The following is a 3,702-nucleotide window of genomic DNA, read 5'->3' as shown; positions in this document are numbered from 1 at the left end:
GCTCCGGGTCGCGGTGCGTCTGGTCGAGGACGGTGCCTTTTCCACATATGCCTTCAAGGAGCTCGGCGCAGGCGACGAACTTGAGGTGATGACGCCCGCCGGCCGCTTCACGCTCGACCCGGCCCCCGGGCGCTATGCGGCGATCGTCGGCGGCAGCGGCATCACACCGGTGCTCTCCATCGTCACAACACTCCTGGAGCGCGAACCGCAGGCCCAGTTCTGTCTCATACGGAGCGACCGCACCACCGCGTCGACGATGTTCCTCGAGGAGGTGGCAGACCTCAAGGACCGCTGGCCGGGACGGTTCCAGCTGGTGACGGTGCTCTCCCGCGAGGAACAGCAGGCGGGCCTCGACTCCGGTCGGCTCGACGAGGAGCGGCTCACCCGGCTCCTGCCCGCGCTGCTGCCCGTGGGGGAGGTCGGGGGCTGGTTCCTGTGCGGACCGTTCGGCCTGGTGCAAGGCGCGGAGCGCACCCTGCGCGATCTCGGCGTACCCCGCCGACGCATTCACGAAGAGATATTCCACGTGGACGGCGGCATCTCGGACATATCCCCCGCCGAGCCGCCGACGCCCGCACCCGCGCACAGCACGGTGACGGTCACCCTCGACGGCCGGTCGGGCACCTGGCCGGTCCAGGGCGGCGAGACACTCCTGGAAACGGTGCTGCGCAACCGCGCCGACGCGCCCTACGCCTGCAAGGGCGGGGTCTGCGGCACCTGCCGTGCCATGTGTGTCTCGGGCGATGTCCGGATGGACCACAACTACGCGCTGGAACCGGAGGAGACAGCGGCCGGATATGTGCTGGCCTGCCAGTCCCGTCCGACCACGGACACCGTGGAGCTGGACTTCGACCGCTGACCACCACGACCGCCGACCACCACGACCGCTGGCCACGACCGCCGACCATGACCGCACCTCGACCTGCACCGCCGGGGCTGAGCACCGTGGCCTGACGCCGGGGTCCCAACGCCGGGGGCTCGTCGCCGGGTCGGTGGTCCGCCGGGACGCCGACCGGCGGTCAGTGGCCGTGACGGCGGTGTTCCCTTCGCCTAGAACCTGTTCTATCTTGACGAGCCCATCTTGACGAGCCGTCAGGTCCCGAGCGGTGTGCGGAAGGACAGGCTGTGGACTTCACCTTCACCGAGGAACAACAGGCCGTGGTCGAGGCGGCCAAGGCGGTATTCGCCGACGTCGCACCGGACGGGGTGCCGAGCCCTGCCCTCACCCCCGGCTGCGTCGCCGAGGACTTCGACCGCGCCCTGTGGCCCAAGCTCGCCGCCGCAGACCTGCTCGGCCTCCTCATCGGCCCGGAGCACGGCGGTGTGGACCTCGACCCCATCGCCCTGTGCCTGGTACTCCGCGAGTCGGCGAAGGTGCTGGCCCGGGTACCACTCCTGGAACACAGCGCCGCCACGGCGACCGTACGAGCCCACGGAGCGGCCGAACTGCGGCAGCGGATCCTGCCCCGAGCGGCCCACGGCGAGCTCGTCCTGACCGTCGCGGCCAACGGCAGGACCGGCCACGACCCGGCCGAACTCGCCGTCACCGCCCACCGCGACGGCGGCACCTGGACCCTGGACGGCCTCCAGACGGGCGTGCCCTGGGCGCACAACGCCGACCTCGTCCTCGTGCCCGCCCACATACCCGACGGCCACACCGTCGTCGCGCTCGTCCCCCGCGACACCGCCGGCCTCACCATCGGCGAACAGTTCTCGACCAGCGGCGAGCGCCTCGGCGAACTCCGCCTGGAAGACATACGTCTCGGCCCGGACGACGTGATCGAGGCCGAAGGCGCCTGGGACCGGCTGCGCGACCTGCTCACCACTGGCACCTGCGCGCTCGCCCTGGGCCTCGGCGAAGGCGTGCTCGGCATGACCAGCGACTACACCAGCAAACGCGAGCAGTTCGGCCACCCCGTCGCCACCTTCCAGGCGGTGGCCGTGCAGACCGCCGACCGCTACATCGACCTGCGGGCCATGGAAGTGACCCTCTGGCAGGCCGCCTGGCGCATCAGCACCGGAGCGGACAGCGCCCTGCCCACCGCGGGAGACGTGGCAGTCGCCAAGATCTGGGCGTCGGACGGCGTACGAAGGGTCGTACAGACCGCGCAGCACCTGCACGGAGGCTTCGGCGCCGACACCGACTACCCCCTGCACCGCTATCACGCCTGGGCCAAACAACTGGAACTGTCCCTCGGCCCCGCGGCGGCCCACGAGGAAGCGCTCGGCGACCTACTGGCCGCCCACGCCCTCAGCTGAGGAATCGCCCCGGACCACGAGTGCGGCCCTGGCCAGACGGCCGTGCCCATATCGTGTGGCCCTGGCTAGACGACCGTGCCCGGCTCGCCCTTCGCGTCGACAACCGGACGGCCCGCGGCGGCCCAGGCCTCCATGCCGCCCGCGACGTTCGCGGCGTCGATGCCCTGCTGCGCGAGATACATCGTGACCTGCGCGGAACGGCCACCGGACCGACAGATCACATTGACCCTGCCGTCCTGCGGGGCCGCCTCGGTCAGCTCGCCATAGCGGGCGACGAACTCACTCATCGGAATGTGCAGCGCGTCCGCGGCGTGGCCCGCCTGCCATTCGTCGTCCTCACGGACGTCCAGCAGAAAATCGCCGTTCGCGAGGTCATCGACGCCGACCGTGGGCACATGTGATCCGAAAGCCATGCCCCGACGCTACCCGACCGGCACTGGGCCCCGGTGCCCTATGCGGTCAGCCGCTCCAGCTCGGCCTCACGCTCGGCGACCTGGGCGAGAAGCTGCTCGGCGATCTCGTCGAGCAGCGCGTCCGGATCGTCCGGAGCCAGCCGCAGCATCCCGCCGATCGCGCTCTCCTCAAGCTCCGCGGCGAGGACGGACAGCAGTTCCTTGCGCTGGGAGAGCCATTCGAGCCGGGCGTACAGCTCCTCGCTGCGCGTGAGCCGCAGCTCCTCGGGAACGGGCCCCGCGGCCCACTCCTCGGACAGCTCCCGCAGCAGCGCCTCGTCACCCCGGGCGTACGCGGCGTTGACCCGGGTGATGAACTCCTCGCGCCGCTGCCGCTCGCCCTCCTCCTGTGCCAGGTCGGGGTGGGCCTTGCGGGCCAGCTCGCGGTAGAGCTTGCGGGCCTCCTCGCCGGGGCGCACCCGCTGCGGAGGGCGCACCGACTGGTCGGTGAGCATCGCGGCGGCCTCGGGATAGAGCCCCTCGCTGTCCATCCAGCCGTGGAACAGTTCCTCGATGCCCGGCATGGGCATGACCCGCGCCCGCGCCTCCTCCGCCTTCCGCACGTCCTCGGGGTCCCCGGTGCGCTCGGCGGTCATCTCGGCGATCCGCGCGTCGAGCTCGTCGAGGCGCGCGTACATCGGGCCGAGCTTCTGGTGATGCAGGCGAGAGAAGTTCTCGACCTCGACCCGGAAGGTCTCCAGCGCGATCTCGTACTCGATCAGTGCCTGCTCGGCGGCGCGCACAGCCCGCTCCAACCGCGCCTCCGGCCGCTCGGCGGCCTCTTCCGCAGGCTCGGCGGACTGCTCGCGGCGCTCCTCGGAACGGGCCTTCAGCCGTTCCTTGAGCTGATCCTTGAGCCGCCCGTCGGCACCCGGCTGCCGCGCTCCCTCGGTGGGGTTCTCGGGCGTCTCGGGCTGCGTGGGCTCGGCTTCCGGCGTCGTCACCCGCCCAGCMYRGGMCCGTTGCATCGGGGCGTCGCACGGGGCGGAGC

Annotated in this window: 4 protein-coding genes; 2 read left to right on the top strand and 2 right to left on the bottom strand. The window is 71.4% G+C overall.

The annotated features are described in order from the left end of the window. On the top strand, positions 1-859 hold an 859-nt coding region (locus tag AB8Z36_RS32210; RefSeq protein WP_369216923.1), incomplete at its 5' end, for a 2Fe-2S iron-sulfur cluster-binding protein. Between the two features lie 266 nt (positions 860-1,125). Further along, entirely contained in the window at positions 1,126-2,259 is a 1,134-nt protein-coding gene (locus AB8Z36_RS32205; RefSeq protein ID WP_369216922.1) for an acyl-CoA dehydrogenase family protein, read from the top strand. A 65-nt stretch (positions 2,260-2,324) separates the two neighbouring features. On the opposite strand, the gene AB8Z36_RS32200 is transcribed toward AB8Z36_RS32205, so the two are convergent. Both AB8Z36_RS32200 and AB8Z36_RS32195 read right to left on the bottom strand, forming a co-directional pair. After that, the gene (locus AB8Z36_RS32200) at positions 2,325-2,672 is read right to left on the bottom strand and encodes a rhodanese-like domain-containing protein (RefSeq protein ID WP_369216921.1); all 348 of its coding nucleotides are present in this window, start codon (positions 2,670-2,672) and stop codon (positions 2,325-2,327) included. 38 nt (positions 2,673-2,710) lie between these two features. Continuing rightward, complete coding sequence (locus AB8Z36_RS32195; protein WP_369216920.1) at positions 2,711-3,655, bottom strand: hypothetical protein; 945 nt, start codon at positions 3,653-3,655, stop codon at positions 2,711-2,713. Between the last annotated feature and the right edge of the window lie 47 nt (positions 3,656-3,702).

Source organism: Streptomyces flavofungini (genome assembly GCF_041028215.1).
Lineage (GTDB): Bacteria > Actinomycetota > Actinomycetes > Streptomycetales > Streptomycetaceae > Streptomyces > Streptomyces flavofungini_B.
The sequence above is the reverse complement of the archived record's forward strand: the minus strand, read 5'-3'. Positions and strand labels throughout refer to the sequence as shown.

Excerpts from the sequence above, each read along its gene's own strand:
- AB8Z36_RS32200 (WP_369216921.1), bottom strand. The coding sequence starts at position 2,672 with ATGGCTTTCGGATCACATGTGCCCACGGTCGGCGTCGATGACCTCGCG.